The sequence below is a fragment of the Trueperella bonasi genome (assembly GCF_030811535.1).
GTDB classification, from domain to species: Bacteria; Actinomycetota; Actinomycetes; order Actinomycetales; family Actinomycetaceae; genus Trueperella; species Trueperella bonasi.
This window is the reverse complement of the sequence record NZ_JAUSQX010000001.1, coordinates 855,189-880,088: the sequence shown is the minus strand read 5'-3', so window position 1 is coordinate 880,088 and position 24,900 is coordinate 855,189. Positions and strand designations below refer to the sequence as shown.

General features: G+C 60.8%; 24 protein-coding genes. 18 read left to right on the top strand and 6 right to left on the bottom strand.

Features of this window, described 5'->3' with window-relative positions:
- Nucleotides 1-69 precede the first annotated feature (69 nt).
- Entirely contained in the window at nt 70-1,107 is a 1,038-nt protein-coding gene (moaA, locus tag J2S70_RS04195; RefSeq protein ID WP_307682489.1) for a GTP 3',8-cyclase MoaA, read from the top strand.
- On the opposite strand, the gene J2S70_RS04190 is transcribed toward moaA, so the two are convergent.
- Entirely contained in the window at nt 1,104-1,529 is a 426-nt protein-coding gene (locus tag J2S70_RS04190) for a molybdenum cofactor biosynthesis protein MoaE (protein WP_307682488.1), read from the bottom strand. The genes moaA and J2S70_RS04190 overlap by 4 nt on opposite strands.
- A 69-nt stretch (nt 1,530-1,598) precedes the next feature.
- Between J2S70_RS04190 and moaC the strand changes: the two genes are divergently transcribed.
- Both moaC and J2S70_RS04180 read left to right on the top strand, forming a co-directional pair.
- Nucleotides 1,599-2,096, top strand: a complete 498-nt coding sequence (gene moaC, locus J2S70_RS04185) for a cyclic pyranopterin monophosphate synthase MoaC (protein WP_307682487.1) — start codon at nt 1,599-1,601, stop codon at nt 2,094-2,096.
- A gap of 63 nt (nt 2,097-2,159) precedes the next feature.
- On the top strand, nt 2,160-3,425 hold the full coding sequence (locus J2S70_RS04180; protein ID WP_307682486.1) for a molybdopterin molybdotransferase MoeA: 1,266 nt from the start codon (nt 2,160-2,162) through the stop codon (nt 3,423-3,425).
- Here the strand turns inward: J2S70_RS04180 and J2S70_RS04175 are convergent.
- Complete coding sequence (locus J2S70_RS04175) at nt 3,422-3,913, bottom strand: MogA/MoaB family molybdenum cofactor biosynthesis protein (RefSeq protein ID WP_307682485.1); 492 nt, start codon at nt 3,911-3,913, stop codon at nt 3,422-3,424. The genes J2S70_RS04180 and J2S70_RS04175 overlap by 4 nt on opposite strands.
- A gap of 316 nt (nt 3,914-4,229) precedes the next feature.
- On the opposite strand from J2S70_RS04175, the gene modA reads away from it, so the two are divergent.
- The 3 genes from modA to J2S70_RS04160 all read left to right on the top strand — a co-directional run bounded on the left by modA (nt 4,230) and on the right by J2S70_RS04160 (nt 7,406).
- Nucleotides 4,230-5,006, top strand: a complete 777-nt coding sequence (gene modA, locus J2S70_RS04170; RefSeq protein WP_307682484.1) for a molybdate ABC transporter substrate-binding protein — start codon at nt 4,230-4,232, stop codon at nt 5,004-5,006.
- 9 nt (nt 5,007-5,015) lie between these two features.
- A complete protein-coding gene (locus tag J2S70_RS04165; protein ID WP_307682483.1) occupies nt 5,016-6,971 on the top strand; it encodes an ABC transporter permease in 1,956 nt (651 codons plus the stop codon).
- A 171-nt stretch (nt 6,972-7,142) separates the two neighbouring features.
- Nucleotides 7,143-7,406, top strand: coding sequence for a GlsB/YeaQ/YmgE family stress response membrane protein (locus J2S70_RS04160; protein ID WP_307682482.1), 264 nt, complete (start codon nt 7,143-7,145; stop codon nt 7,404-7,406).
- Between the two features lie 145 nt (nt 7,407-7,551).
- On the opposite strand, the gene J2S70_RS04155 is transcribed toward J2S70_RS04160, so the two are convergent.
- Complete coding sequence (locus tag J2S70_RS04155; RefSeq protein ID WP_307682481.1) at nt 7,552-8,229, bottom strand: Crp/Fnr family transcriptional regulator; 678 nt, start codon at nt 8,227-8,229, stop codon at nt 7,552-7,554.
- A 199-nt stretch (nt 8,230-8,428) separates the two neighbouring features.
- Here J2S70_RS04155 and nth point away from each other — a divergent pair, with 199 nt between their 5' ends.
- Nucleotides 8,429-9,085 (top strand): endonuclease III, encoded by a 657-nt coding sequence (nth, locus tag J2S70_RS04150; protein ID WP_307682480.1) that lies wholly within the window; start codon nt 8,429-8,431, stop codon nt 9,083-9,085.
- Here the strand turns inward: nth and J2S70_RS04145 are convergent.
- Together J2S70_RS04145 and J2S70_RS04140 are read right to left on the bottom strand one after the other, a co-directional pair.
- Complete coding sequence (locus tag J2S70_RS04145) at nt 9,082-9,996, bottom strand: alpha/beta fold hydrolase (RefSeq protein ID WP_307682479.1); 915 nt, start codon at nt 9,994-9,996, stop codon at nt 9,082-9,084. The genes nth and J2S70_RS04145 overlap by 4 nt on opposite strands.
- Nucleotides 9,996-11,072 (bottom strand): hypothetical protein, encoded by a 1,077-nt coding sequence (locus J2S70_RS04140; protein WP_307682478.1) that lies wholly within the window; start codon nt 11,070-11,072, stop codon nt 9,996-9,998. Before J2S70_RS04140 ends, J2S70_RS04145 begins: the two co-directional genes overlap by 1 nt.
- Nucleotides 11,073-11,221: 149 nt before the next feature.
- On the opposite strand from J2S70_RS04140, the gene J2S70_RS04135 reads away from it, so the two are divergent.
- The 7 genes from J2S70_RS04135 (at nt 11,222) to J2S70_RS04105 (ending at nt 15,853) form a co-directional block, all read left to right on the top strand.
- A complete protein-coding gene (locus J2S70_RS04135; protein WP_307682477.1) occupies nt 11,222-12,211 on the top strand; it encodes a hypothetical protein in 990 nt (329 codons plus the stop codon).
- On the top strand, nt 12,208-13,350 hold the full coding sequence (locus J2S70_RS04130; RefSeq protein WP_307682476.1) for a TadA family conjugal transfer-associated ATPase: 1,143 nt from the start codon (nt 12,208-12,210) through the stop codon (nt 13,348-13,350). The genes J2S70_RS04135 and J2S70_RS04130 overlap by 4 nt, the downstream gene beginning before the upstream one ends.
- Nucleotides 13,347-14,015, top strand: coding sequence for a type II secretion system F family protein (locus tag J2S70_RS04125; RefSeq protein ID WP_307682475.1), 669 nt, complete (start codon nt 13,347-13,349; stop codon nt 14,013-14,015). The genes J2S70_RS04130 and J2S70_RS04125 overlap by 4 nt, the downstream gene beginning before the upstream one ends.
- Nucleotides 14,012-14,512, top strand: a complete 501-nt coding sequence (locus J2S70_RS04120; RefSeq protein WP_307682474.1) for a type II secretion system F family protein — start codon at nt 14,012-14,014, stop codon at nt 14,510-14,512. Before J2S70_RS04125 ends, J2S70_RS04120 begins: the two co-directional genes overlap by 4 nt.
- 164 nt (nt 14,513-14,676) lie before the next feature.
- Complete coding sequence (locus J2S70_RS04115; RefSeq protein WP_307682473.1) at nt 14,677-14,862, top strand: DUF4244 domain-containing protein; 186 nt, start codon at nt 14,677-14,679, stop codon at nt 14,860-14,862.
- Between the two features lie 177 nt (nt 14,863-15,039).
- Entirely contained in the window at nt 15,040-15,396 is a 357-nt protein-coding gene (locus J2S70_RS04110; RefSeq protein ID WP_307682472.1) for a hypothetical protein, read from the top strand.
- 58 nt (nt 15,397-15,454) lie between these two features.
- Complete coding sequence (locus J2S70_RS04105) at nt 15,455-15,853, top strand: hypothetical protein (protein ID WP_307682471.1); 399 nt, start codon at nt 15,455-15,457, stop codon at nt 15,851-15,853.
- A gap of 7 nt (nt 15,854-15,860) precedes the next feature.
- On the opposite strand, the gene J2S70_RS04100 is transcribed toward J2S70_RS04105, so the two are convergent.
- Nucleotides 15,861-18,209 (bottom strand): DEAD/DEAH box helicase, encoded by a 2,349-nt coding sequence (locus J2S70_RS04100; RefSeq protein ID WP_307682470.1) that lies wholly within the window; start codon nt 18,207-18,209, stop codon nt 15,861-15,863.
- A gap of 245 nt (nt 18,210-18,454) precedes the next feature.
- Between J2S70_RS04100 and J2S70_RS04095 the strand changes: the two genes are divergently transcribed.
- The 4 genes from J2S70_RS04095 (at nt 18,455) to J2S70_RS04080 (ending at nt 24,817) form a co-directional block, all read left to right on the top strand.
- A complete protein-coding gene (locus J2S70_RS04095) occupies nt 18,455-20,128 on the top strand; it encodes a methyltransferase (RefSeq protein ID WP_307682469.1) in 1,674 nt (557 codons plus the stop codon).
- A gap of 158 nt (nt 20,129-20,286) precedes the next feature.
- The gene (gene topA / locus J2S70_RS04090) at nt 20,287-22,986 is read left to right on the top strand and encodes a type I DNA topoisomerase (RefSeq protein WP_307682468.1); all 2,700 of its coding nucleotides are present in this window, start codon (nt 20,287-20,289) and stop codon (nt 22,984-22,986) included.
- Complete coding sequence (tmk, locus tag J2S70_RS04085) at nt 22,986-23,615, top strand: dTMP kinase (RefSeq protein ID WP_307682467.1); 630 nt, start codon at nt 22,986-22,988, stop codon at nt 23,613-23,615. Before topA ends, tmk begins: the two co-directional genes overlap by 1 nt.
- A complete protein-coding gene (locus J2S70_RS04080; RefSeq protein WP_307682466.1) occupies nt 23,612-24,817 on the top strand; it encodes a DNA polymerase III subunit delta' in 1,206 nt (401 codons plus the stop codon). Before tmk ends, J2S70_RS04080 begins: the two co-directional genes overlap by 4 nt.
- Nucleotides 24,818-24,900 lie beyond the last annotated feature (83 nt).

Genomic DNA, 24,900 nt, shown 5'->3' with positions numbered 1-24,900 from the left:
GTGGCCCGTAACGTGGTGGAGCATTGGGCGCTGGGCAACGTGTTGGCCAGCCCGGTAGAATGGTTGAGTATGACGACTGAGCAAATACGGCAACTTGAACTTCGGGACCGGTGGGGTCGCGTCGCGCGCGATTTACGGGTATCGCTGACCGACAGGTGTAATTTGCGGTGCTCGTATTGCATGCCTCCCGAAGGGCTTGATTGGTTGCCGACGGATCAGACGCTCAGCGATGCCGAAGTAAAGCGACTGTTGCGGATCGGCGTCACCATGCTCGGTATTGAAGAGATCAGATTTACTGGCGGGGAGCCGCTGCTCAGGCGTTCGCTGATCGACATTATTTCCTATGCCAGTTCGCTTCGCACCGCACTTAGGCGGCCCCCCGAGCTTTCGCTGACTACCAATGCGCTCGGCTTGGATAAGAAGGCACACGCGCTCGCGCAGGCCGGCTTAAACCGGGTGAACGTTTCGATGGATTCTGTGGATCCGCAAGTTTATAAGCACATTTCTCACCGCGATCGGCTGCACGATGTGTTTCTTGGCATTGATGCCGCGCGCGCGGCGGGGCTAACGCCAGTGAAGATCAACGCCGTGGCAATGCGGGGCGTGAACGACGCCGGCCTGAAAGATTTGCTGCGCTACGCTCTGCAGGCCGGTGCGCAGTTACGGATTATTGAGCATATGCCTCTCGGGCCACGCGAATCATGGTCGAGAGCAAACATGGTGCCTCAGGACGAAATTTTGGAATTCCTTTCCGAGGAATTTGAGCTCAGCGAAGCGCCGCGGACGGACCTTTCGGCGCCGGCACAGCTGTGGAACGTTGCCCCGGGCGAGGATCATCCGGGTGGAACAGTGGGCGTTATAGCGTCGGTGACCAAGCCGTTTTGCGGTACGTGTGATCGTACGCGGATCACCGCTGATGGCCAGATTCGCAGCTGCCTGTTTGCCAACGAAGAAACGGATCTGCGCGAACCGATGCGGGCGGGTGCCACGGATCTTGAATTGGCGCACCTGTGGGCGGATGCGATGTGGGAGAAAACGCCCGGGCACGGGATCGACGATCCGGGCTTCGTCTATCCCGATCGGTACATGTCCGAAATTGGTGGTTAGGCGCTGCCCACCCATTCGTCGCTACCGTCGGTAAATACTTGCCGTTTCCACACGGGAAGCCGCTCTTTTACAGTATCTACCAAGTCTGATATTGCAGCGAACGAGGCGGCCCTATGCGCGCTTGACACCGCTGCGACCATCGCCAACTCGCCGATTCCCAGTTCGCCCACCCGATGCACCACCGCGACTTTGCACTCGGGATGGCGCTCGGCAACCTCTTCAGCCACCTCGCCAACGACGCGACCTGCTGACGGGTGTGCCGAATATTCAATTCCGCGAACCGAGCGGCCGTCGTCGTGATTGCGCACGATACCTTCGAAAACGACGAGCGCGCCCGAGGTATCCGTGCGGACGCTGCGGCTGACGTCTGCGGTGTTTAATGGCGTGTCTTGGACGCCCGTTGCGCCAATTTGCGTACTCATTGAATGGCCCCTTCCGGTAAGCTCGCAGATCACATTAACATGATGGTTAACGTTAGCGAGAGGAGCGCCATGAAATTTCCCCACCTCAATTCTGAGGGCAAGGTTTGGATGGTTGATGTGACAGCCAAGCAGCCCACCATTCGATCGGCCAGTGCACAGGCAAAAGTTCTGGTTTCGCCGACGGTGATGGAAGCTTTGCATGACGGGCGGGTGCCAAAAGGTGACGTGTTGGCGGTTGCGCGAGTTGCCGGCATAAGTGCCGCTAAACGGGTGCCCGATCTGTTGCCACTTGCGCACACGATCGGGGTGCACGGCGCCGAGGTGGATCTCGAACTTGCTGAAGACCACGTCATGATCCGGACCACCGTGCGGACCGCTGACCGCACGGGTGTGGAAATGGAGGCCCTGACCGCCGCGTCAGTAGCGGCTCTCACGGTGGTTGACATGGTCAAGGGCGTGGACCGTTCGGCCGCGATCACCGACCTCGTGATTACCCGCAAGTCCGGTGGGCGTTCTGGCACGTGGGAGCGCCCCGGCTTCGAAACGGACCGGGCCGTTCAGGCATAGCGACGCCGTCTGCCAGTTGTTACAGCGCTACGGCTACAACCCGCCAAGCGGTTAAGGAAAATTATGACTCCAGAAGAATATCGTCAACTGATTTACGACAACCTGCCCCACGCCACGTTAGGCACTGAAGCTGTTGCGCTCGCGGACGGGCTTGGGCGCACGCTCGCCCACGACGCGATCGCCAAGTTGGACGTGCCGCCCTTCGATAACTCGGCCATGGACGGCTTTGCTGTGCGAGGTGAAGATTTTCGGGGAGAGGGGCCGTGGGAGTTCGCCGTCGTTGAAGACGTGGCAGCCGGGGTTGTCGGGCAGGAGCGCAGCCTTGGCGATGCCGAGCTGCGGGAGGGCGGTTTGCCGATCGCCGCGCGGATCATGACGGGCGCTCCAGTACCGAAATGGGCGGACGCCGTCGTGAAGGTTGAGGACACGGATGCACCGCGCGGCGCGTCAGCCATGCCGCGCCGGGTGCGGATTGATGCGCGACCAAAACCGCAGGCGAATGTACGCTTCGCGGGAGAGGACCTGACGGCAGGCACCCGCGCAATCGAGGCGGGTACGGTGCTCGGGCCGCGCGCACTATCGGCACTTGCCTCGATCGGCTATGGCGAGGTGGAAGTCAGGCGGAAGCCGCGCGTCGCCGTGCTTTCCACCGGCGCCGAACTGACTGCACCCGGGAAGGAGCCCGGCCCGGGAATGATTCCGGATTCCAACTCCACGCTACTCGCCACTCTGGTGCGCAAGGCCGGGGGTGAACCCACGGTTGTACGAACGGTTGCGGACACGGCCGAAGAATTTGGGGCCGCCCTACCTGTGGACGTGGACCTAATCGTTACCTCTGGCGGAGTGTCAATGGGGGCGTTTGACCCGGTCAAGGAATATGGCCTGGCGCACGACTGGACCTTCGAAAAAGTGACCATGCAGCCGGGTAAGCCCCAGGGGCACGGGCTCGCCGGTGACATTCCGGTAATTGCGGTGCCCGGCAACCCGGTGTCAGTAGCGGTTTCTTTCCGGCTGTTCGTACGCCCATTCCTAACCAGGCTTCTGGGCCAGCCCGAGGACCTGGTAGATGCAGCGCCCGGTTGTGCGATGGCCCGGGCCGGAGCGTCGTGGAGGTCTTCGGCGGGGCGGCGCCAATTCCTGCCAGGAAAGCTGATGACGGGAGCCGGGTGGCAGGAAGATGGCGGTGGCGCCGTCGTTGTACCAGTCCACGAACTCGGCTCCGGATCGCACCTCGTGGCAGCGATGCACGCCGCAGATGTGCTCGCCGTCGTGGAAGCGGATGTGGAGGCGGTGGCCGAAGGGGACGCGGTAAAGATTATTGACTTTTAGTGATCGCCGCCGCGCATTTGTTCCACAGCGTGCTCGAGGACGGGAATAATGACCTCCATGCCGTCCTCGACCGCGCCGACCGACCCGGCCAGGTTGATCACGAGTGTGCGGTTTCTTCCGCCCACCATCACGCCGGCTCGCCCGCGGGAGAGAAGCGCTCCCGGAACGCCTTTCTCGACGCCTTTGGCGCGAATCGCTTCCGCGATTCCAGGAATGTCAAAACGCAGGAGCGGGTCCATAGCGCGCGCCGTGTAATCCTGCGGCGTGATCCCGGTTCCACCGGTGGTGATCACAAGGTCGATTTCTTCGTAGGCAACGGTTTGGACCGCTTCGGCAATCGCGCGTACATCATCTGGAACAACGGCGGTTTCGAGCACGGCAATGCCGGCTTCTTCGAGAATTCGGACAGCGGTTGGACCCGAGAGGTCTTCGCGCTTTCCGGCCGACGCGCGATCCGAGACGGTAACTACTGCAGCTTTGATATCCATGCATCCAGCATAGAACGAGTAATGAAATAGTCAATAATTTCCTAAATCTTGAACGAAAACGCCCTTGGTGTTCTGAGAGCCGTGAAAATTGTGTGACTGTGAGCGCTGGCGTCCATGCTCGCGCCAAAAAGCGGGGTTTTCTCATGAGTTATTCACGCTCTCATGGCAGGGCTTAAGTCCACCCGCGCGCACGATAACGCGGTTAGACTAAAAAGTACGCCACGGCAGGGCGCAAACTGCCGTCACACGTCCTATCACCGGGAAGAGCAACAGCTCGGTGGCGCCTAGGGACCTACGTTGCACACAGGAGAATACAATGAAGTTCCGCAAAATCGCGCTCGTTAGCGCGCTTTCACTGACCATGGCACTCGCGGCTTGTTCTGGCGATGGGTCTGCCACTGATTCGACGTCGAATGGCGGCCAATCCGGAGAGATCACAGTGTTTGCCGCGGCCTCGCTCAACGCCGCATTTCCCGAAATTGCCGAATCCGTTTTCGCCGAAGAATATCCGGATGTGGCCGTCAACTTTTCGTTTGAGGGATCATCCGCTCTGGTTGAAAAGATGACATCGGGCGCTCAGGCCGACGTTTTCGCTTCTGCCAATGAGGCGAATATGGACAAGGCCGTTGAGGCCGATCTCGTCAACGATCCGGTTGAACTCACCAAAAATACCTTGCGATTGATCGTGCCGGCGGGCAATCCCGCCGGCATCACTGATCTGGAATCGGCAAATGCAGCAAATTTTGTGCTGTGTGCTCCGCAGGTCCCGTGTGGCGCTGTGAGTGCTGAGCTGGCCAAGGTGAAGGGAATGGAATTCACGCCCGTTTCCGAAGAGCAGTCCGTCACTGACGTTCGAACTAAAGTAGAAACCGGGGAGGCCGATGCCGGTCTGGTCTATTTGACCGATGCGATGCTTGCGGGTGATGGCGTCGACATCGTCGATGTTCCGGGCATGACCGACGTCGGAACCGTCTACATGATCGCCACGCTCAAGGAGGCACCCGAAGCAGATTTGGGGCAGGCCTTCGTGGACGCCGTCATGTCCGATGCCGGGCAAGAAATTATGGCCACATACGGCTTTGGCGATAACTAGCGGATTCGCATGGTGAAAACTCTACGAGGAATTCCCACGTGGTTCGTATTGCCGGCGCTACTGGCGCTACTGGCACTCGTGTTGCCACTGCTAGGCATGACGGCACGAGTGCCATGGTCCGACCTCGGCACGATCCTCACCTCGGAGTCATCGCTGGATGCCCTATGGCTCTCGCTCAAAACCTGCCTTGTGTCGACGGTTATTTGCCTTGCGCTGGGCACGCCGCTCGCACTCGTTTTCGCGCGCGCTTCAGAACTGCCCCGCCGCCCGCGCTGGCTCACGCCCGCACGCACGGCGGTGCTCGTGCCACTTGTCATGCCCCCGGTCGTTTCAGGTTTGGCTCTACTCACGACCTTTGGCCGGCGCGGCACGCTCGGCCCAGCCCTGGAAGCATTCGGAATTCAGATCCCATTCACCACCCTCGCCGTCGTTCTGGCGCAGATTTTCGTCTCGCTCCCATACTTGGTGATCACGGTGGAAACTGCCGCGAAAGCCGCTGGTTCCGACCTCGAGCATGCGGCCCGCGGCCTAGGTGCCTCACGCTGGATCCAGTTCTCGCGAATCACCCTCCCGGTACTCGGCCCGTCAATTGCCTCGGGTGGTGCGCTCGCCTTCGCGCGCTCACTAGGCGAATTCGGTGCTACGATCACGTTTGCTGGATCGATGCAGGGAACCACTCGCACGCTACCACTCGAGGTCTACCTGCAGCGCGAACAAGACACCGATACGGCAATAGCGCTTTCCCTTGTATTAATCGCGATTGCCATTGTGCTTACGGGGGCAACCGCGATTCTGGAAGCACGAAATATGCGGCGCTTCGATTCGAACCCTGGTGCCGAATACGATGCCGCCCCGGCCGGGACCGAGGAGGATAGGCCAGAAAATGGGCGGGCCGAGCATGATGTCAACGCTGGCTCCCCGGCATCTGGACCAAGTTCCACGGCCATGCCCTTCGCACTAACCGCGAACGTGCCCGCGCGTGATGTTTCCTATGAACTTGACGGCCGACCGGGCGAAACACTGGCAATTATAGGCCCCAACGGCTCGGGGAAATCCACCGGAATCCGCCTACTGGCCGGTGACATCACAGATCCGAAATCGAGCGTCACTGTGCCGGACACAGTGGGCTTTCTCGACCAATCGCCGGCGCTATTCCCGCACATGAGCGTGCTTGATAACGTGGCCTTCGGCCCCAGATGCCATGGAGTGCCAAAGGTGCAAGCCCGTGAACGCGCGCGAGCTGAGCTGCGAGGCGTCGGACTTGAAGCACACGAGCACAAGGCACCCTGGCAGCTGTCTGGCGGGCAAGCGCAACGCGTTGCGCTCGCCCGCGTGCTCGCGGTTGATCCGCAGCTGCTGCTCCTCGATGAGCCGTTTGCTGCGCTTGATACGGCATCGAGCGCAGCCTTGAGGTCGGTGATTTCCGGCCGTATTCGCGGCCTGACCGCAGTGCTCGTCACCCATGACCTGATCGACGTGCTCACCCTCGCCGACAGGGTTGCCGTCCTTGACAATGGATGCCTTGTTGGCGTGGATTCGATGGAAAAGGTGCTGTCCGAGCCGCCCACCGAGTTCGTGGCGAATTTTGCCGGGTTGAATATGCAGTTTGGGCAGGTCCGCGATGGCGGGCTAGAGCTTGAGGGCACCGAGCTTAGATTGCAAGGTGAAATCGGCGACCTGAATGAGGGCGATCGGGCTGCTGCGATCTTTGATCCGCGTGCTGTGTCGCTTCGAACCGCTCCAAGCAACAGTTCGATTCGTAACGTGATACCGGGCACCGTTGTGGCCATTGAGGCCAGCCGAAGCGGCGTTGAAACACGGATCGATATCGGCTCAACTTCACCGATTCGGGCAACTATTACGAGCGCGGCCTCGGCCGAATTGGAGATTCGGGTTGGTTCACCAATTTTCGCGGAGGTTAAGGCGATGCAAGTGCGCATGATGCCCGTCGCTCCACGCACGTAGGAGGACTGTTCTGGTCTAGGCACCTAGCACTGTTCGGCAACGATGTGCGCAGATTAGAAATCTCTCACTTTCGGTTCCTAATTCTCTAGGTTAGGGCCGGTAGATTATTTACCGGTGACAGCGCGCTTCGGCACATCCGCGGCGTAATCAATCGACTGAAAGGTCACTGACATGTTTAATATTATTGGAACAATTATTTTCGGCGCGGTCATTGGATTCCTCGCTAAATTTATTCGTCAAGATGCCGGTTCGGTTTCAGCGCCCGCTACCGTTGGGCTCGGTGTGGCCGGTGTTGTCGTGGGCAACCTGATCCTTTCGCTATTTGGCTATCCTGCCGACACCCGTGGAATTGATTGGATCCGCTGGATCGTCGTGACTATCGTGGCAATCATTTTCATTGGCATTTACGTGGGATCATCTGGCCGCAAGCGCTAACTGGTGCGAAGGGTGCTTGCTCATGTATCTGAGCTACATAAATCCCGCTAACTTCAACACAGCACAAGAAGTGGGGGCCTAGATTTTCTAGGCCCCCACAATTGATTTCAAGCTCAGCACCCTAGGTTCAGCGCTAGTTTGAGACTCAGTGCGCCCGCCGCTGGAGACGGCCCACCTGAATCAGCAACACTGCACGTCCTTCGAGGCGGATCCAGCCTCGGGCAGTGAAATCAGCGAGCGACTTGTTGACCGTTTCACGCGAGGCGCCCACGAGGTGTGCGAGCTCTTCCTGCGTGAGATCATGCGCCACGTAGATACCTTCGGGAGTGCGCTCGCCGAACCGCTCAGCCAGGTCGAGAAGGGCTTTGGCAACGCGGCCTGGAACATCGGAGAACACAAGATCGGCCATCTGATCATTGGTATTGCGAAGCCGCTTGGCGAGTTCACGCAACATGGACTTGGCCATCTTCGGGTGTTCGTCGATGTAGTCCATCATGTCTTTGTGCGAGAGGTAGAAGAATTTCGACGGTGCAATCGCCGTCACAGTGGATGAGCGCGCACCGAGGTCAAATAGCGAAAGCTCGCCGATGATTTCACCCGGGCCGAGGATCGCGATCAGATTTTCACGTCCGTCATCGGAGGTGTGTGAAAGCTTCACTTTGCCCTCAACGATCACGTACAGCCTGTCACCCGCATCACCTTCGTGGAAGAGGGACTCACCGCGCTTGAGCGTCGTTTCCGACATGAGGGAAAGCAGGGCGTCGCGTTCGTCGTCGCCGAGCTCCTTGAACAATTCAACATTGGCAAGGATGTTCGATTCCATCCGACCACCTTTCTTCTATAGCTTTCCACAGCGGCTAGCCTCGCGGCTGCGGGTGTGAGCATCGCTTGGCGGATTGGCCGCGCGTGTGCCCGAGGTCATATACATCCTATCTTGCCACGTCAGCGCCTTCCGTGCACGACATTGGCGCGTCTTTTCAGGATAACCTTATGCCGTTCACATTTGCAGGAGGGAGGGTTCCATGACGACGCCGCTGCCGGGTTCGCCCGGCCAGGTTACCGAAATTTTAGCTCGCCTGCACGAACTCTATCCAGATGCGACGACGGATCTGGACCACTCCAACGCTTTCGAACTGCTCGTGGCAACGGTGCTTTCGGCGCAAACGACCGACGTGCGGGTCAATCAGGTCACTCCCGAGCTGTTTGCGCGCTACTCCGATGCTGCGGCGCTCGCGAGTGCATCGAGGGAGGATCTCGAAGAAATTTTGCGGCCGCTGGGCTTTCACCGCGCTAAAGCGAAGTCCCTCCACGGCCTTGGTACCGAGCTGGTCAACCGGCACGAGGGCGCTGTGCCAGCCGACCGTTCCGCGCTGGTGAAACTTCCGGGAGTGGGCCGTAAAACGGCTAACGTGGTGCTCGGCAACGTGTTCGGGGTGCCGGCGATAACGGTGGATACCCACGTGGGGCGGCTGGCGCGCCGGTGGGGCTGGACCGAGCAGAAGGATCCGGTCAAGGCCGAGCGCGATCTGATGGAGGTCATGCCCGAAGACAACTGGACTGTGGACTGCCATCGGATCATTTATCATGGGCGGCGTATCTGCCACGCCCGCTCACCCGAATGTGGCAAGTGCGTACTCGCGGATGTGTGCCCGTCGGCCGAGAAACCCGAAGCTACCTAGATGTCGATATCCGCCAGGAAATCGAGCAAGATCTTCGTGAATGCTTCCGGTTGTTCTTCGGCAATGAAGTGCCCGGCGTTTGGCACTCGCAGTTTGCGATAGGGGCCGACAGCGAACTCCAAGTCCCCGTCCCAGGCACGATCGGGCAGCAGGGGATCTTTGTCACCACGAACGGCAAGCACCGGTATGTGCACAGAATTGGCCGATTCACGCAGATATTTGCGGCCGCTTGGCGAACCCTGAGCACGCCACGTCCAGCGCAGTTGCTCGAGGGATACCTTTGCCGCCCCGGGCAGTTGGAGGGCTTGGGTGTACCGGTGCGCTTCCCGGGTGGCGCCGTCGTTGCCGGGCGCCGACCATTCGGTGAGCAGAGCCCGAACGGAGTTCTCACGTACAAGGCCGCGGCGGCTGAGCGGGCCCATCATGCTGGCGATCACGTGCCGCCAAGTGCGGAATGTGACGTGGATGCCAACCCGGTGTAATGTGCGCGGATGTGGTGATGAGGCGGTGACGAGCCCGGCGAATAGATCTTGTTCCATTGAAACCGCAGACCATGCTAGGGCGCCGCCACGGCCGGCTCCAACCAACACGGATTTGCGGGCACCGAATGCGCGTACCACCGCGGTCAAATCCGAGGCCAAGGTGAGGCCGTCCTCGGCGTCGGGCGTTTTATCAGAGCCGCCAATTCCGCGGCGGTCTAGCGCCACGACCTTGTATCCGGCCTCGGCAATCGGCCCGATCTGATGGCGCCACGCCCACCAGTATTGCGGAAAGGCATGAACCAGAAGCACCAGGGGTCGATCCTCACGGTGCTCACCGGCCACCGCAGCGTGAAACTGTGCCCCGTTGGCTTGGATCTTTTCGTGGCGCCACGGCCCGGGGAGCGTGACGCAGCTTGTGTCAGCGGGCATTAGTCCTGTGTGTTTTCATCTCCGAGAAGGAATTGCCGGCGAGTCAGGGCGGTGCCAACACGCTGGCCGCGCCTGCGTGCACCGTGCGCAACCAGGCCGGTCAGGAAAAGCAGAAGTCCAAAGGTCGCTATTCTGCCGGAACCGAGATCGTTGCCCAGGTGATGTACCACGTTGCCGGTGAAATCGTTGTAGTCGCCGATCGCGCGATCGAGTGCGTTGACGACGTCGTTACCCAGCTTTGGTGCTACCAGCGCCACGATGCCCGCGATTGCGGTAGTTGCACCGATAACTTGGGCGCCGAGCGAGGACGTGCGTGCGAACAGCCAGATGACTGCCAAAACAACGAAGCCGCCCAAAAGCTCGAGGAACGGGAAAATCTGGAATGAGCCGGTGTCCCACGGATTGTCGACGACGGCCGACAGGCGGGCGCCCGCGTCAGAGATCAGGTACCAAGCGACCGGCACGAGCAGCAACGTCAGTAGTAGCGTGCCGGCGTGAGCCAGGCCGCGGCCCTTTGGTTCTTCGGGAATGTCGTGGGCGAATGCGGCCTCACCCGGATCGGAGGCCCAGTGCTCGCGGCGCTCCGGCGTCGTGTTTGGCACGGGATCGGCAGGCGCCGTTGTCGCGGTAGCCACTGGGGTGCCGAGCGCCGGTCCGTGCGGAGTGTCATCCGGGCTGTGTTCGGCTGACACGTCGGAGGCCGTAGGCATGACTGATGTGCGGGTTGGGCCGATACGTTCTGCAGGGACGGGAATTGGATCGACGTCGGGCTCTTCCGTCTCGCTTGAGGCCCGGTTTTCCTCGGTGTGGCTAGGTTTGTTGGTCCAGCTAGCTGCGGGTTCGTGACGATCGGAAATAAAGGCGCCAAGTGTGGGGTTGCTGGACTTAGAATCATCTTCAGTTTCCGCCTCGGCAGGCGAGGGCTCGTCCAGTTCGCCGTCCGACTCAAAAGCACGATCCCACGCGGCCTGCTCGTCGTCAGGAGACGTGCCATTATCGATGGGATCGAGAATGGCGGCGTCATCGTCGAAGGGGCGGCGCGAACCTGAGTTATAAGGATCTGTTGGCGTAGACAAAGTTTCTCCAATCGGTGGGATGACATCAGCGTAACGACAAAACAGGGCCCGGCGAAAGAACTTTTCGGCGTGCCTTTGTGCATAACCGGGCTTGTCCACAAGCGAAGGATTTTCTGCGGCGCTCGCGAAGTGCTTGAAAAGCTGGAGCCATGAATGAAAAAGACCTCTTTTCAGTTGTATACACGGGCTCGAGCGGCAAAGTTGCACTCGAACTCGAACGGCTTGCCGACCTCGTCGGCGTGGACTTCATGCGCGGCAAAGTTCCAGCCGTGCTCACGTTCGACGACGCGCCCGACGACGGCGTCGTTGCCTACTTCAACGACATGTTCGCCCCCTATTTCCCCCGGGGGCGGGCACGACTGCGCGTATCGGAAGACTCGGCGGACATACTCGAGCTTATGGCCGCCGTAGGAGCCACCCTGCGCGGGCGAGTGATCGGCGTCGTCGGAGCCCATGGAGGAGCCGGCACCACGACAATCGCCGCGTGGCTCGCCCGCCAGCTCGCGCGTGGAAGCTCGGCAGGATTGATCGATGCGAACCCCGCCTCCGTCGGCATTGACCACGTAATCGCCATGGACGCCGCCACGGGAAAACGGTGGGCAGACCTCGCTGGAGACGGCGCGATCCTCGCCGGACGACTCGCCACCGCGCTGCCCGTCTGGCACAACGTTCACGTCGTATCAGCAGACGAACGAGGAGGAATACCCAACGCTGCACTCGCAGTTCAGGTTATTTCAGCGCTCTCACAAACCCAGCCGTGGACTATCGTCGACTTCGCACCAACCGCGCTCGTGCCCCAGCAGGCCGGCGATGCCGGAAGTGCCCAGCCGGAAGGCATCATCGAATGGTGTGACAGGCTCGTTCTCGTCACCCGCTCGGACGCCGTCTCCCTCGCACATGCCCGCGTGCGCGCCAAACAGGTGCCGGGCGCCGTCGTCGCCGGCGTGGGAATGCGAAGTAAAGCGGAAGCCGCCCACGCCGCGGAAATTATCGGAGTCGATCACGTGTTCCCCGTGCGGCCCATGCGCGCCGTACGAGGTGATACCGACCACGGAATCGCTCCCGGAGACCGCCCGCGATCTACCGGGGAGAAAGACATTCGGGAAATCCGCTTGCACCTCCAGGAGTCCGTAGCGTGAGGCTCAACAACTCCCAACTGGCCAAAGTTCGCCGAAAACTCGCCGCGGGTGAGGATTTGGCAGGGGCCCTTGCGGACCTGCCCGGAGCGCTGTTCACCACCGAACTGGCCGCAGTTCAGACCCAGGTGCGCCACGAACTCATCGGAGCCGGCCCGGTGATTGCGCCGCTACTCGAAGAAGCTGCCGTGACGGACGTGGTGGTCAATGGCACCGACGTTTGGGTAGACCGCGGTGACGGCATGCACCGGGTGGAAAACTCGGGGATTGATAGCGAAGAAGAAGCGCGCGCTTTGGCGGTGCGGCTTGCCGCATCGTGCGGCCAGCGGCTCGACGACGCGAGCCCGATCGTGGACGGCACCTTTCCCTCGGGCGTACGCCTGCACGCCGTCATACCGCCACTGAGTGCCGAAGGCACGCTTATTTCGTTGCGTACCCACCGCGCGAGGGTGCTCAGCCTCGAAGATCTAGCTGACGGTGGATCGATCGCTGGAAAGCTCGTGCCGCTAGTGAAACGGCTCGTTTCAAGCAGGGCCAACGTGCTGATTTCAGGGGCAACCGGCGCGGGAAAAACCACCTTTTTAAATGCGATGCTCACGCTCGTACCCGAAAACGAGCGGATCTTGGTGATCGAAGAATCTGCCGAGCTGCGCCCTTCCCACCCGCACGTCGTGCACTTGCAGGTGCGCAAAGCCAATGTGCAAGGCGCCGGCGAGGTCACCACGAGCGACCTCGTGCGAGCCGCCATGCGGATGCGGCCCGATAGGATCGTGCTCGGCGAATGCCGAGGTGCCGAAGTACGGGACGTACTTGGCGCCCTCAATACCGGCCATGAGGGCGGATGGGCCACCATTCATGCCAACTCAACCGGCGACATTCCTGCACGCCTCGTCGCGCTCGGCGCGCTCGCGGATATGACCGAACCCACCGTGGCCGCTCAAGCTGCGGCCGGGCTTGATGCCGCGATTCACGTGCGGCGATCGGGCTCGCGAAGGTATCTGAGTGAAATCGCTGTGTTTGAGCGACGTGGCGGATTGCTGGCTGCGCCGATTGCGGCTCGAGTGAGCCCCGAGGGCGCGGTGGAGTACGGAGAGGCGTGGCAGCGCTTAGCCGAGCGGCTCGACGCGAAGGATGACTCGTGATCTGGATCGGCCTGCTCATTTTGGTGGCCTATGTGACGGTGCCACGGGTTCGGGTTGCGCGGGAGCGCAAAATTCGTGAAAAACCGGTCCGAAAAGCGCGAAAACCGATCGATATGGGCGCGATTGTCACTGAGGTTGCAAGCCGGTTGCGATCGGGAGCGAGCCCCGAGCGGGCATGGGAACAAACTCTCCAGCACGCCGGCCTAGATCCGGGAGAGAAGGTGCTAGACGAGTACGGGGTGCCCTGTGCCCTGCGGCGGTTGGGCGAATTGAACTGGCGGGAGCGGCGAAAAGTGGGCGTGGACGACGTCGTTGTGCACACGCTGCCGGCTACATTCGCGGTGTGCACGATGAGCTATCGCACCGGTGCTCCCATGGCGGAGGTCTTGGACGCCTGCGCTGAGGGCATTACGGAATCGGGTGAGGCCCGCAGTGCGCGAGACATTGCGCTGGCCGGGCCTCTGGCTTCCGCGCGGATGCTTGCGGCGCTGCCCGTCTTTGGGCTTGCGCTTGGCTTTGCCCTCGGTGCCAACCCGATCGGGTTCCTGTTTGGTACTGGGCTGGGCAGGCTTGCGCTTGTGGCCGGAATCGGCTTCGAGGTTGCGGGCGTGATGTGGACTGTCAAATTAGTGCGGGAGGCGCGGGCTGCCGAGGAGGAGCAGTGATCTGGATTGCGATCATGGCGGGGATGCTTGCCTGGGTGTGGATGGCCCCGCCGGTAGGGGCGCCGCAGAAAAGGGAGCGGACAAGGCAGTCGGTTGATCCCGCGGTGGTCTTGGATTTAGCGGCCGCCGCACTGGGTTCGGGGCTGTCGATACCGGGCACGTTGGCGGCTCTTGATGTTGCGACGGGCGGCCAGGAGCGTACAACTGTCGCTCGGCTGCTCCTGCTCGGCGCCAGTTGGGAGGAGGCCTGGGAAGGGGTGGCGGGAACACGGTTGCAGGAGAGTTTACGCGCCGCCTGGACGGACGGTGCGGCTCCCGTTCCCCTGATCGAGCGTTCGTCTCACACGCTTCGCCTTCAACGCCAACGCAATGCGAAAGAGGCCGCCGAGCGGCTTGGAGCCCGGCTTGTGATGCCGCTCGGCCTGTGCTTTTTGCCGGCGTTCATTTTGATTGGTGTCGTGCCGGTTGTGGCCGGGGCGGCTGGAACCTTGTTTTAGGGCGATTATTTGTCCACAGTTTTTGGCGCGGGGGAAATATTCACTTTTCTCCAAATCGCCAAATCACGAAATTTTGACAGCGCGCACACTGGTGTTGTCACATCCGGTGACACCCGGCAACGCCGGTTAAACCGCCAGATGGCGGAGAGAGAAAGAAGGACACCATGATGAAGCGCGTACTGGCCTCGGCCCTCACACCACAGGAAGAATCTGGGATGGTTTCAGCTGAATACGCGGTTGGAACTGTAGCGACGACGTCGATTGCAGGCATCCTCGTCTGGCTCGCCCAACAGGATTGGTTCCGTGAAGGAATCGCGGCGATCTTCAGGATGATTTTCAAGTTCGGTTGAAGACCTCCGCTTATCGGATTCCATATTTGGTAAATCGTGGTGGGCCCGGTGCATCCCACACCGGGCCCACCCCTGCCGACTAGTGCGGGATCACCAGTCGCGGCGCAGGCGAACTATCTAAAGCGCATAGAACAAGCACAGAGGAAGCACAAAGGAAGCACTGAGAAAGGAGGCGCTATGAACGGGCGGCGTAGAACTACTGCCGAAGCAGGAATGGTGACGAGTGAATTTGCTCTTATCACGCCCATCTACTTCTTCGTGGTTTTTCTGATGCTTGGCGGTTTGGTCGGAGCTTGGAAAACCATTGAAGTCTCGAATGAAGCAAAAGAGATCGCGCGCGAATACTCAATCGGCGGTTCACGGGAGATCGCCGAGTCAGTTTCGGATTCGGGCGCAGCGGTGAACATAGATGTTAGTGAGAATCTGGTGTACGTGACCGTCACGCGGCACGGAACGGGTGTTTACGATCTCATCGGAATCGATTTTATTGGGCAACATCGGGCTGTGGTCGAACCGGGGGTGCGCGATGGCTAGGCAGGAGGTTAGTAACGGAACTTCGAGTTACTGGCGGGCGCTGCCAAAGCACAGGGTAATGTCGAATCACTGCGCTGATAGAACCTGGCTGCGCCGTCGATCTCGGCCCAGAGAAGAAGCGGGCTTTGGCACCGCCGGTATGGCTCTGACGATCATGGCCACTACGCTCGTTTTTATCCTGTTACTCCAGTTGTTCTATACGGCTTGGGAAAGGGCAGAGGTCCGCAATACAGCGGATCTGGCTGCGGTATCGGCGGCAATTGAACTTCGAGACACGGGCTCTCCAGCGCGCGGTTGTACGCGGGCTCAAGAAATCGCGGCGGAAATGAGCGTCGAATGCTTTGCTGAAGGTGAGATCGTGAGCCTCGTTCTACGTAAGCAACCGCGTTTTGCATGGTTGGCCAACATGCACGAAGCGAAAGCGATCGCTGGGCCCGCCGATCTAGCGCAACCATAGAACGCGCTCAAGCCCAATTCGTAGATTTTCCAACGAGGTGGCGCAGAAGCCTCGTTGCCCCGTCCTTATCGAGGGGCTCATTGTTGTTGCCGCACTTCGGTGATTGCACGCATCGCGGGCAACCCTGGCTACAATCGCATGCCGCCAAAGTGTCGAGCGTGGCCGTTAGCCAGTCTAACCCGGCGGAAAATCCACGATCGGCGCATCCCGATCCGCCTGCCATGGCGTCGTGGACGATGATTGTGGGCATGCCTGTCTGGCTGTGCAACGCGGTTGACAGCCCTCCGATATCCCAGCGGTCACATGTGGCAAATAATGGCAGCAGCGCAATCATCGTGTGCTCGGCTGCGTGAAGCGTACCTGGAATGTCGGCGGCACTGATGCGCGCGTCGTCGAGCACGGCCTGCGATATCGTCATCCACACGCCAGAGGTCTGCAACGTACGAACTGGCATGTCGAGTTTCACGTTCCCGAGGAACATGCCGTCCTTGACCCGGCGGACGTCGTAGCCAACGACGCGGGACTGGACAACAACCTCGCCGTGATTCCACGTACCCCACGGAAGTTCCACGCTCTGTTCGATGCTAAGAATTTCCACAGAGGTTTCGTCTCGTGCAAAGGTACGAATCTCTTCTTCGCGGTGGCGGTGGACGAGAGCGACTCCCTCATCGAGTGATTCCACAAGGTAGGGTACACCCTGATGCAGGTAAATCGCCCCCGGGTGAACGGAATAATCGGCCCTACCTTCGTCGACAGTGCCGAGCAGCGCTCCCGATTCGGAGTCGATAATCGAATTCGTGGCGCCCCCGCCACGAATATCAACCAGATCGTGAGGGTTGACCTTCATTGCGGGATTCCAATACCAACCGGTGGGCCGCTCCTTAAGCAAATCCGCTTCAGCCAGCTCAACGAATGGTGCTACAGATTCTAATGAGAACACCTCCGTATCGGCTGCCGTCAAAGGCACCTCCGTTGCGGCAGCGCACAAATGACCGGGTAGAATCCACGGATTCTTAGGATCAAACACGCTCATTTCCGGGCTTCCGTCAACCAGCAACTGTGGGTGGGCCAAAATGTACTGATCTAAAGGATTTTCACGGCCTATCAAAACACCAACACCACCCGATCCGGCACGGCCTGCTCGCCCTATTTGCTGTTGGAACGAGGCCCGAGTTCCCGGCCAGCCGGTCACGATAACCGCATCTAAGCCGGAGATATCAATACCAAGTTCGAGTGCCGACGTCGTCGCAAGCCCGCGCAAATCGCCGGACCGTAATTGAGATTCAAGTGCGCGCCGCTCTTCGGGAAGGTAACCCCCGCGGTAGGCGGCAATCGTGCCCTCTAGATGCGGTGCGGAATCGGCGAGGAACTCCCTCGAAACCTCAGCAACCCGTTCGGTTCCCGGTCGAGACCGCACGAACGTGAGTACCCGCGCATCGCCGGCCACAAGCCTAGCCGTTAATTCACCGGCCTCGGTGTTGGCTGCGCGTCGGCGAAGATTCGCCCCGTCGTCGTCGATAGCAATTTCATCTGGAACCGCACGGCAGGCCATCGTAAAAATATCGCGCTGGCCCGTAGGTGAGCCGTCCTCTTCCACCGCGACTACCGGCCCAAAAGCTTCGCCCAAGAAGCGGCGGGCAGACTCGGCGGGCTGGTAAGCGGTTGCGGAAAGGAAAACCACACGCGGATCGGCCCCATAGTGGCGAGCCACGCGCAGTAACCTGCGTACAACCAACGCAACGTTCGCGGCAAAAGCTCCCCGATAGGAGTGAAACTCATCGACCACAACGAACTGGAGTCCGCGCCACAGGCGCTGCCACATTTCGTGCCGGCCAAGTAGGCCAAAGTGGGCAAAATCGGGGTTGGTCAGCACGATGTCGGCGGACTGACGAGCCCACGCGCGCGTTGGCCCATCCGCGTCGCCGTCAACGGTAGCCACACCGATGCGTGGGTCCACTGTGGTGGCGAGCCTCGTCAACGATTCTTCTTGGTCTGCCCCGAGCGCCTTCGTGGGGCCCAAATACAGGACCGTCGGGCGCGAGCGGGCGGTTGCAAGCGAGGTGATTCCTTGGCGTGCGTTAGCGATGGCAGACAGTGCGGGTACCCAGGCCGCAAGTGACTTGCCCGAGCCGGTACCCGTTGCGACCACGACGTTCTGACCGGCGTGGATGAGATCTGCTGCCCGTGCTTGGTGCGCCCACGGTTTGCGAACGCCGATATCGGCAAGTGCGCCGAGCACAGAATCGGGAACCCAGGTGCCCCACGTGCCATATTTGGCGGTGCGCTCGGGCACTGTGACGTGGCCGGTGAGCTGATCGCCGGCGTAATCCGTCATGGTGCTGACCAGGGAGCGCATGGGGTCATTGTGCCAGTTGCTTCGGGCTTACTCGAGCCGGCGAATATTCCCTTGACACATTTTGCAGCCGCCCCCTGCTCCCGCGATACTTGAATGGCTCTGGCGACACTTTTATGAGCAAGTAATGCGTCGCGAAAACGGTTTAAGTGTCGCGGGAGCGGGGGTGACAAATGTCGTGGGAGCATGGGTGTCCAGATGTCGCCGGAGCTTGAGGATGTGGCAGTGTGGACTCGATGGAAGAACTCATGACGTTACGGCACGATCTTGCGGGTTGGACCCGCGATGCTATCGCCTCCCACTTGGGAGAGCGCGCTCTTGCAGCTCTAGACCGCGATATAGCGGTGCCGGCTCGGATCGCTGCAGGTCACAGTTCGCAACCGCCAGACTGCAATGCTCAAACGGTGGGCCATTCCTCTCAGACGGCACTGCTCACGCGCCTGTTGTGGCTTGGTGACTCGCTAACCGAACAGGAGCTCGCTCTCGCGCTACCCGCCACTTTTCAAAGTCAAGGTGCGCAAAACTCAGGGCGCCTGCCGTTCTTGTGCCCCGCTGACGGCGGAGCGGACCGCAACGGTAAAGGGTTGGTCTCCACTGGCCAGCTCGCCCCAACCACTGATCGTTGGCGCTCTCGGTGGCAGGTGGTGCCGGTTGATATCCCGCAGCACTTGAGGCCGATCATTGCCGAGGCTAACCCGGATTCTTTGGCAGCCCGGACCAACACTGTGTGGATTGCCTCGAGCCATGGCGCACTCCAGGGAGCCCGCCACGGTGAAAATTTCGTCATGGGAGTTGGCGGCGCATCGCGAACGCTCGCCCAACTCGCTTCGTATCAGCCCGGCACTCGAGTCCTCGATCTCGGCACCGGATCGGGCTTCCACGCGATCCTTGCCGCACTTTGCGGTGCGAGCGCCACGGCAACGGACGTCTCCGAAGCAGCTCTGCAACTCGCCGAATTCAACGCGTTACTGAACGGAGTCCGGCTCGATATTCGCTCCGGTTCGCTGTTCGATCCAGTGCGCGCCGAACGTTTCGATACCGTCGTTTCTAACCCACCTTTCGTAATCACACCGCCCTCTGCGCGCGACGGCGTGGGTCGGCTTAACTATCGCGACGGCGGCCTAGAGGGCGATCAGCTATCGGAGCACGTTGTGCGCGCACTTGCCGAGCACCTGTACGACGACGGCCGGGCCTGGATGCTTCTTAACTGGGAAATCCCGACCGGCGCCGAAGAAAGTGATGGTGGCGGCGATCCCTACCTACCGCTTCGCCAGTGGGCGGCGCCCAACCTGGATCTGCATGTCATCATGCGCGAGCGTCTCCCGGTTACCAGCTACATCGAGACGTGGCTCGCCGACGGCGGATTGCGGCTCGGCCACCCCGATTATGAACGCTCATACGCGGCATGGCTTGCGGACTTTGACAAGCGCGGCATCACGGAGATTGGGCTTGGCTATATTTCGGCCGGCCCGGCCTGCACCCAAGCCCAGCCCACCTCTGGCCGCGCCCCCGTAGCCCCGCTGTTCCTTGGCCAGCACCTGCGCGGCACGCCACCGGCAAATTTGCACGAGTACACGGAGGCGATCTGGCACCAGCGCCACCTCGGTTCCGCCGAGGTTCTCACACTCGCCCCGATCGCTTCAAACCTTGTGGAGCATAGGTTTTACCATCCGGGAGAGCCTGATCCGTGGATTATTAAGTTCACACAGACGAACGGCTTTGGCGAAGAGATGCTCGCTACCACGGAGCTAGCCGGTTTCGTGTCGGTGGCGGACGGCGAACTCACAACGGCGCAAATCACTGCGGCCCTCGCTGAGATTCTCCACAGCGATCCCGCCGATCTGGCCGGTCAGCTCTTGCCGAAAGTTGTCGAAATGAAGCGGTTAGGTATGCTGACATTCGACGACCCACCCTGCGAGTAACTTAAACGTGGTTGCTCGCCGTCGTCGTAAAGTGGGTGCGAACACGAAAACGCGCAGCGCCAGTTGCGCGTCGAGACGCGGTTGCAGCCAGCGGTCGCGAAATACGGGCAAAACCCGTCGTCAGAGCGAGCGTTGCTCGCGGATAGAAAGAGGAATGCATGACGAAGCTTGTCATCGTCGAGTCTCCAGCCAAGGCGCGCACGATCGGGAGTTATTTGGGGCCCGAATACGTTGTGGAGGCGAGCATTGGTCATATCCGCGATCTGCCGCGCCCGTCGGAGTTGCCGACGGACATGAAGAAGGGCCCGTACGGCAAGTTTGCCGTCAATGTGGAGGACGGTTTTGATCCCTACTACGTGGTGAGCCCGGATAAGAAAAAGAAGGTTACTGAGCTTCGCAAGCTGCTCAAGGACGCCGACGAACTCTATCTCGCAACGGATGAGGATCGCGAGGGTGAGGCGATTGCCTGGCATTTGCTGGAGGCGTTAAAGCCGAAGGTGCCGGTCAAGCGCATGGTCTTTCATGAGATTACGAAGGAAGCGATCGACCGCGCGCTGGAGAATACGCGCGATATTGATACCGAGTTGGTTGACGCTCAGGAAACCCGCCGAATTCTCGATCGTCTGGTTGGCTACGAGGTTTCCCCGTTGCTGTGGCGCAAGGTGGCGCCGAGCTTGTCGGCGGGGCGCGTGCAGTCGGTGACCACCCGGATCGTGGTGGAGCGTGAGCGTGAGCGGATGGCGTTCGTACCGGCGTCGTATTGGGACGTAGCGGTTCAGCATGCCAAGGACGGCGAGGAGTTCGAGTCGAAGCTCTATTCGCTTGATGATGCGCGGATTGCTTCGGGTAAGGATTTTGACGACGACGGCGAGCTGAAGGCCAAGCCGCAGCGCGACGGCGTCCGCACGCTTACCGAGGAGGACGCGACGGCGATTGCCCAAGCGCTTGCGAAGACGGACTCGTCGGTGGCTTCGGTGGAGACGAAACCCTATCGCAGGCGTCCGGCTGCGCCGTTTACCACCTCGACGCTTCAGCAGGAGGCATCGCGGAAGTTGCGGATGAGTTCGCGTGACACGATGTCGATAGCACAGTCCTTGTACGAGAACGGTTACATCACGTATATGCGTACGGATTCGACGAATCTTTCGGCTGAGGCCGTCTCCGCGGCGCGCAAGCAGATCAAGGAATTGTACGGCGGTGAAAGTTTGCCGGATAAACCGCGGCTGTACGCCTCGAAGTCGAAGGGTGCGCAGGAGGCGCATGAGGCGATTCGGCCGGCGGGTGATTCGTTCCGCACCCCGCAACAGGTGGAAAGTGAGCTGCGTGGGCGTGAGTATGCGCTGTACGAGTTGATTTGGAAGCGCACGGTTGCCTCGCAGATGGCGGATGCTACCGGATCGACGGCCTCGGTGCGGCTGGTTGCCGATATTGGCGGCGCTGCGGGTGCGCAGGAGGCGATGCTCGCGGCCTCGGGCACGATTATCACGTTCCGCGGATTCTTGGCGGCTTATGAGGAATCGAAGGATACGAACCGGTACGAGGATAAGTCGGACTCGCGGCTGCCGGATCTGCACGAGGGTGAGATTGTGGCGAACGAGGAGGCAACAGCTGACGGGCACGAGACGACGCCCCCGCCGCGTTACACGGAAGCTTCGCTAGTGCGAACGCTTGAAGAGAAGGGGATTGGCCGCCCGTCAACATACGCTTCCACGATTTCCACGATTATTGATCGCGGCTACGTCTATAAGAAGGGCCAGGCATTGGTGCCGACGTGGCTCGCGTTCTCGGTGGTGCGGCTGCTCGAGGACTATCTTCCAGATTTGGTGGATTACGATTTCACGGCAGACATGGAAGCGGACCTGGATGACATCGCGGCGGGCATGAAGGGCCGCGTGGAATATTTGGACTCCTTCTATCACGGCGGGGATAGCTCGAAGGGTTTGCACGGCCAGGTCGATGGCCTAGGCGATATTGATGCGCGTGCGGTGAACACGATCGAGCTGTCGGATCGGGTGGCGGTGCGCGTTGGGCGTTATGGGCCCTATCTCGAGGAGGTCAACGAGAAGGGTGAGATGACGCGGAGGGCTAACATTCCGGAGGACATTGCCCCCGATGAGTTGACACTGCACAAAGCGACCGAGTTGCTCGACGCGGCGATGCAGGAGGACCGCGAGCTGGGTAAGGATCCAGAAACGGGTTATCCGATCGTGGTGAAGGATGGCCGCTTTGGCCCGTATGTGTCGGAAGTTTTGCCAGACGACGCTGTGGCTTACACACCTACGGGCAAGGTATCAAAGGTGAAGCCAAAGCCGAAGACGGCCTCGCTTTTTGCTTCGATGAGCCCGGATACCATCACTCTCGAAGATGCGCTGAAACTGCTATCGCTGCCGCGCGAAGTGGGCGAATCCGAAGGCGAGATGATTATCGCGACGAACGGGCGGTACGGCCCGTATATGAAGCGCGGCAAGGATTCGCGCTCGCTGGACACTGAGGAGCAAATTTTCGAGATCACGCTTGAGGAGGCGGAGAAGATTTTCTCGGAGCCGAAGAAGCGTGGCCGTGCGGCGGCTCGTCCGCCACTCGCGGAGCTCGGTAAGGATCCGGTTTCCGGTGGCACGATTTTGTTGAAGGATGGCCGTTTTGGCCCTTATGTGACCGACGGCGAAGTGAACGCTTCGGTGCCGCGTTCAGATGACATCAACCAGATCACGCCCGAACGCGCGCAGGATTTGCTGGTCCAGCGGCGGCTCAAGATCGCCGAGCAAGGTGGCCCGAAGGCACGTAACAAGACGAAGAACACGGTGAAGGGACGCAAGCCTGCCGCGAAGAAAACTACGAGAAAGCCGGCGAAGAAGTAATGGCCGGCCTGTTCATTTCCTTCGAGGGCGGTGACGGCTCGGGTAAGTCGACCCAGGTGGAAGCGCTTGCGGAGGCGCTACGTGAAGCCGGGCGCAACGTTGTCGTGACTCGCGAGCCTGGTGGTACGGAAATGGGCGGCCAGATTCGTAACCTGCTTTTGCACGGTGGGGAGATGGGTGCGCGGGCGGAGGCGTTGCTATATGCGGCGGATCGAGCGCATCACGTGGAGGCGAAGGTGTGTCCGGCGCTAGCACACGGGGCCGTGGTGATTACGGATCGGTATCTGGATTCGTCGGTGGCTTATCAGGGTGCGGCACGCGATTTGGGAACGGATGAGGTTCGCGAGTTGTCGCTGTGGGCGGTGGGTGGCCTGCTGCCGGATGTGACGTTCTTATTAGACGTCTCGGCGCAGGTTTCGGCGCAGCGGGCTGCGGCACGCGCTGGCGGTGAGCTGGATCGGCTCGAGCGGGCCGGCGCCGAGTTTCACGAGGCGGTTCGGGCACAGTTCCGTCAGCTAGCTGAGCGCGAGCCGGAGCGGTTCTACGTTCTAGACGCCTCGCGATCGCCGGACGATCTTGCGGGGGAAATTCGCGGCGTCGTGGAGCGGTTGTTAGAGGAGCGGGCGTGAGCGTTTTCGATGATCTTGTGGGGCAGGAGGCCGCGGTGGCAGAGCTTACCCGGGCGGCGCATGCCGCGCGCGGGATTTCCGAAAGTTTTGGCGACCACGCCGGGGCGCAGCTCGCACCAGGAGCATCGGCGATGAGCCATGCCTGGTTGATTACGGGACCGCCGGGTTCTGGAAGGTCGCTGGCCGCTCGGGCGTTTGCGGCGGCACTGCAGTGCGAGGAGACCGAGCCGGGCGCTGGCGAATGCGCGCACTGCAAGGCTGTGATGGGTGGGAACCATCCGGATGTGACAGCTTTGAGTACCGATTTGGTGACGATTGGCGCGGATGAGGTTCGCGAGTACGTGGCGAGTTCCTATCAGGCGCCGGCCTCGGGTGCGTGGAAGGTTTTTATCGTCGAGGATGCGGATCGGATGCTGCCGCGCACGACGAACGTGCTGTTGAAGGCGATTGAGGAGCCCGGCCCGCGCACGGTGTGGATTCTGTGTACCGCTGCTGTTGCCGATGTGCTACCGACGATTCGTTCGCGTACCCGGAACGTTAATTTGGTGACTCCCGCGCCACAGGATGTGGCGCGGTTGTTGGTGGAGCGTGAAGGTGCTGATCCGCAGCGGGCTTTGGTGGCGGCGCAGGCGGCGCAGTCGCATATCGGGGTGGCAAAGGCGCTGGCTACCGACCCGGACGCGGCCGCGGTGCGGAAGAAGACTTTGGACGCCGTCGTCGGGATCCGCACGACTGGCGATGCGGTGCTGGCTGCCATGATGCTCACCGATATGGACGCGATGCGGGGCGCGGAGGGTGAGAAGGCCGATGAGGAGGCTGCCGAGCGGGAGGTCGAGGAGCGCTTGTTGGCGATGGGGCTCGAGCCGGGGGCGCGCGTGCCGGCGGCTGTGCGTAGCCAGGTGAAGGCGGCGGGAGTGGATTCAAAGCGCCGGGCAGCGCGCAACATGCAGGACATGGTAGATCGCGAGTTGATTTATGCGACGTCGCTGTATCGGGATGTGTTGGTACGCCAGCTAGGCGCGGACGTTGCGCTGGTGAATGCGGATTATGAGGCGGCGGTTGAGCAGATTGCGACGGATACGACGCCGGGAGTGACGCTTTCCCGAATTGATGCGCTGAGTGAGGCGCGCCTGAGGTTGCGCGGTAATGTGGCGGTGCAGTTGCTGATGGAGGCGGCGCTGGTGGAGCTTTGCCGGAAGTAGTGTGACTGGCTGAAGTTGTCCACCGGTGAGCTTGGCGGGGAATCCTTCCACAAGAGAACATTCGAGGGTGATACCGCCACTGA